Origin of the sequence: Dactylosporangium sucinum (assembly GCF_014647515.1) — a bacterium.
Taxonomy (GTDB): Bacteria; Actinomycetota; Actinomycetes; order Mycobacteriales; family Micromonosporaceae; genus Dactylosporangium; species Dactylosporangium sucinum.
Genome location: NZ_BMPI01000159.1, coordinates 1 through 3,309, shown reverse-complemented (window position 1 = coordinate 3,309; position 3,309 = coordinate 1). Strand labels below are relative to the sequence as shown.

At 69.4% G+C, this 3,309-nt stretch carries 3 protein-coding genes; all 3 read right to left on the bottom strand.

What is annotated here, in order from left to right; translation table 11 throughout:
• A partial coding sequence (locus IEZ31_RS55455; protein WP_444542486.1) for an SCO6745 family protein occupies positions 1 to 442 on the bottom strand: 442 nt, incomplete at its 3' end.
• A 537-nt stretch (positions 443 to 979) separates the two neighbouring features.
• Complete coding sequence (locus IEZ31_RS55450; RefSeq protein WP_190258240.1) at positions 980 to 1,549, bottom strand: dihydrofolate reductase family protein; 570 nt, start codon at positions 1,547 to 1,549, stop codon at positions 980 to 982.
• A gap of 732 nt (positions 1,550 to 2,281) precedes the next feature.
• Entirely contained in the window at positions 2,282 to 3,112 is an 831-nt protein-coding gene (locus IEZ31_RS55445; RefSeq protein ID WP_229837331.1) for a GNAT family N-acetyltransferase, read from the bottom strand.
• Between the last annotated feature and the right edge of the window lie 197 nt (positions 3,113 to 3,309).

Below are 3,309 nucleotides of genomic sequence, written 5' to 3'. Positions count from 1 at the left end.
GCAACAGCGTCGCCGCATGCCAGAGCCTGGCCACCGGCTCCTGCGGCACGGCAAGCGCCCGCAACCCGGCGTACAGCGCCCGACCCTCCGTCGGGGCACTGACCGCGGCCCGGGCAGCAAGCTCGGCAACCCGCACCAAACCCCGGGAGTCGGCGAGCTCCCCGATCATCTGCCGCAACGCCGTGGCGCTGCCCCGCTCGCGCACCGCGATCGCCTCCTGGGGGGTGGTCTTCCCCCACACCCACGGGATATGGCGCGCCACCTCACCGTCGGCGAAGTTGTAGAACACCGCGTGCACCACCTCGGCCGGTACCAGCCCCAACGGTGCGGCCCGACCCGCAAAGTATCCGTCCCAATAGTTCCGCATACCGAGGGCCAGGAACGCCTCGTTCGGCACCTCGGAGAACGTGACGGTGGCAATCGGCTCGACGAGCTCGAACATCCGGCGAACCTTGGCCAGTGGGTGCGGCATCGGTCGGCCCTCCTGTGGTCGTGACAGCGCCCTCGTAGGCAGCCTCTCACCCGAGCTACGAACAGCGCGGCCCCGATCCGACAACTCCGGTCAACATCAACCCAGCCAAGATCAGCCTTACTCCCGAGCCGCCGGCTGTGCGAGGTCAAAGCTTCACTGTCCTACCAAGCTGAGGTCGATCCGGGTGCCTCGGTGATCACACGCCGTGCGAGCGTTTCGCGAGGCATCCGGATCGAGAAACTGTCAAGACCTGTGGATTGGGTGTGGGCGGCCAGCAGCATCTGCCCGCCGGCGGCCAATAGAAGCTGCCGGACATGGCCATCTCGTCACGCAGCGTGCGGATGCCGAGTAGCTCGGCACCCCGCCCGAACCGTCATCTACCGGCACCTCGGGGATGCAGGTTGCGCCGTTCTGTCCGCACGTTTGAGACGGTCCGAACCCTCGCATCAGGCGCGAGAACCGTCGTTCCGTCGCGAGGCAGCGGCCAACGTGCCAGGACAAATCACGTCAAGCCGCTACTCGCGTGGGCCGGTATCGCACGGCGACCGCCCCCGACCGGAACTCATGGCGATCCACGAGCTCGAGCTGGATGCGCTCGCGCAGGCCGGCGAGCAACGTCGGCCCGTGTCCGGCAAGGACCGGCTGCACAAGGAACACGTACTCGTCGATCAGTCCCAGATCTGCCAACGCCAGGGGAAGCGTCACGCCGCCCACGAACAGGCCCTCGCCTGGCTCCTGCTTGAGCCGCTGAACCGCTTGCCCCAAGTCGCCCCGCACCAGCTCGGCGTTCCAATCGACCCCGCTCAGCGAGCTCGACACGACGTACTTCTTCGCCCGGTCGATGGTCTCGGCGAACGGGATCTCCCACTCACCCATCCAGTCAGGCCACGTGCCCGTGGCCGGCTGCCGCCACGCCGACTCCATCATCTCGTAGGTCACCCGGCCGAATAGCAGGGCATCGGCTCGTTCCATCTCAGCGGTCCAGTAGCGCATCGACTCCTCATCGGGGTGGATCCCTGCCTCGTGATGGCAGCAGCCGTCGAGTGTGACGTTGATCGAGTATCGAAGTGGTCTCATCTCGTTGCTCTCCCTTGATGCGCGCAGCGCGTTTTTACCGGACCGTACTCAGACTGCTGTCAGCGACATTTCTCATCGGCGCCCGATCCCACCTACTCAACACCGTCGTGGTGCGAACCAGACCGCAGACCGAGCGCGCGACCGATTCGGCGATCTGCCCAAGCCGCGGTCAGCCGGCGGCTGTCCCAGAACGCGCGGCCGCGGCGGCTCCATCGCATCGCCGACCGCCGGCACGCTGGCTGGGGCGCGTCGCGGCTCTCCTTGACTCTCACCACGCCACGTTTCGGGCGGCGGCAGGATCTCACGAGCGGCAGCGGCGGCAGCCGTTCTTGGACCGATTTTCGCTGGCCTGCGTCGACATGGTGCTGTCGGAGACGGTCGAGGCCGTACAGCGATGCGCGCGACGAGACCGACAACGACCGCGCCGCGCTCGCCGATGACCTGACCGCGGTGACGTTCCCCCGCTACCCCGACGAGTCCAGCAGCCGGTGGTACGTCGGCGCCGACATTATCCTTCGCCACGACCGTGGCTGGGTCGCCGGGCGCTGCTGATGCTGTTCCTGTTCAGCGAGGTCGGTGAGCAGGACGCCCCGACCCGGATCCGGGTCGGCGCCACCTTCAAGCACGGCAAGCTCGTCGAACGACCCGCGAAGGTCGCCGCATGGGCGGGCCAGTCACCGCGAGTCGTCGTTCCGGGCGGACCCGCCGGCTACCTCGGGCCGGTCGGCCAGCTCAGCTCGGCCGGGGACGGATCCAGTCGTGATTTTCACGGACGACGGTAAAGCCGGCCGACTTGTACAGCGCCACCGCCGCCGTCAGGCTGGCCGGTGTCACGACGGCGACCGCGCTGGCCCCGCGCTCGACCAGGGCCGCGCATGCGCCGAGCACGGCGTCGCGCCCGTAGCCGTGGCCGCGATGGTCCACATGGGTGCCGACCGGCTCGAGCAGTCCGCACCGACCCACACCGGCGAACCATCCGGTCGCGGCGGCAGCCGGCTCTCCGTCGGGAGTGCGCACGATCGTCTCCACGGCCAGCTCGCCGGCCGGTGACTGCTTCATCCTGCGCCAGCCCTCGACGGTGAACACCGAGTTCGCGAAGGCCGATCGTTGCACCAGGACCCGGTCGGCAGCGTCAGCCTCGCCGACCGGCTGGGCCCGGACGGACACCGGCCGCGGCGCCCACGACAGAACCACCCACGGGTCCGGATCGCGTTCCCACCCCGGTATGGGCAGGCCGTCGCACGCGTTGTCGCCGGGCCCGAGCAGCGTCCCGGCATCGGCGGCGAGCGCGTCGAGATCGGTGCCGGGAGCGGCGGTCGCGCGCAGCACCTTATGGTCGAGGAAGCCGACCGCCACGGGCACCTCGCCGTCGGTCCAGAGCAGGACCGTGGCGTTGTCGCGCCACAGATGCCAGCCCACGTCTCCAGGGTGGAGGCCACCGACCGGGGCATCGGCGGGCGTCCACTCGCTCAATACGCGCAGCGCCGGGCCGGCTTTGGCGGGCGACAGGCAGTGCCGCGCGAGTGAGACCATGGTCGGCACGCTAGAGAGCGCGCCACCCACGACGCAAAGCCTTTACCGTGCCTGCGGCCCCGTACCAACCCAGCAATCCGCAGCTACACCGCAGGACCTGGACCGCAATGCCGCCGGCGCCGCCTTCGACGGCAACGGTGGTGGCGGAACTGTTGAGGCGGCCCGGGGCGCCCTGGGGCGCCCCGGGCCGCGGGGGTCAGCGGAAGTCGACGGTGTAGCCGTCGGTG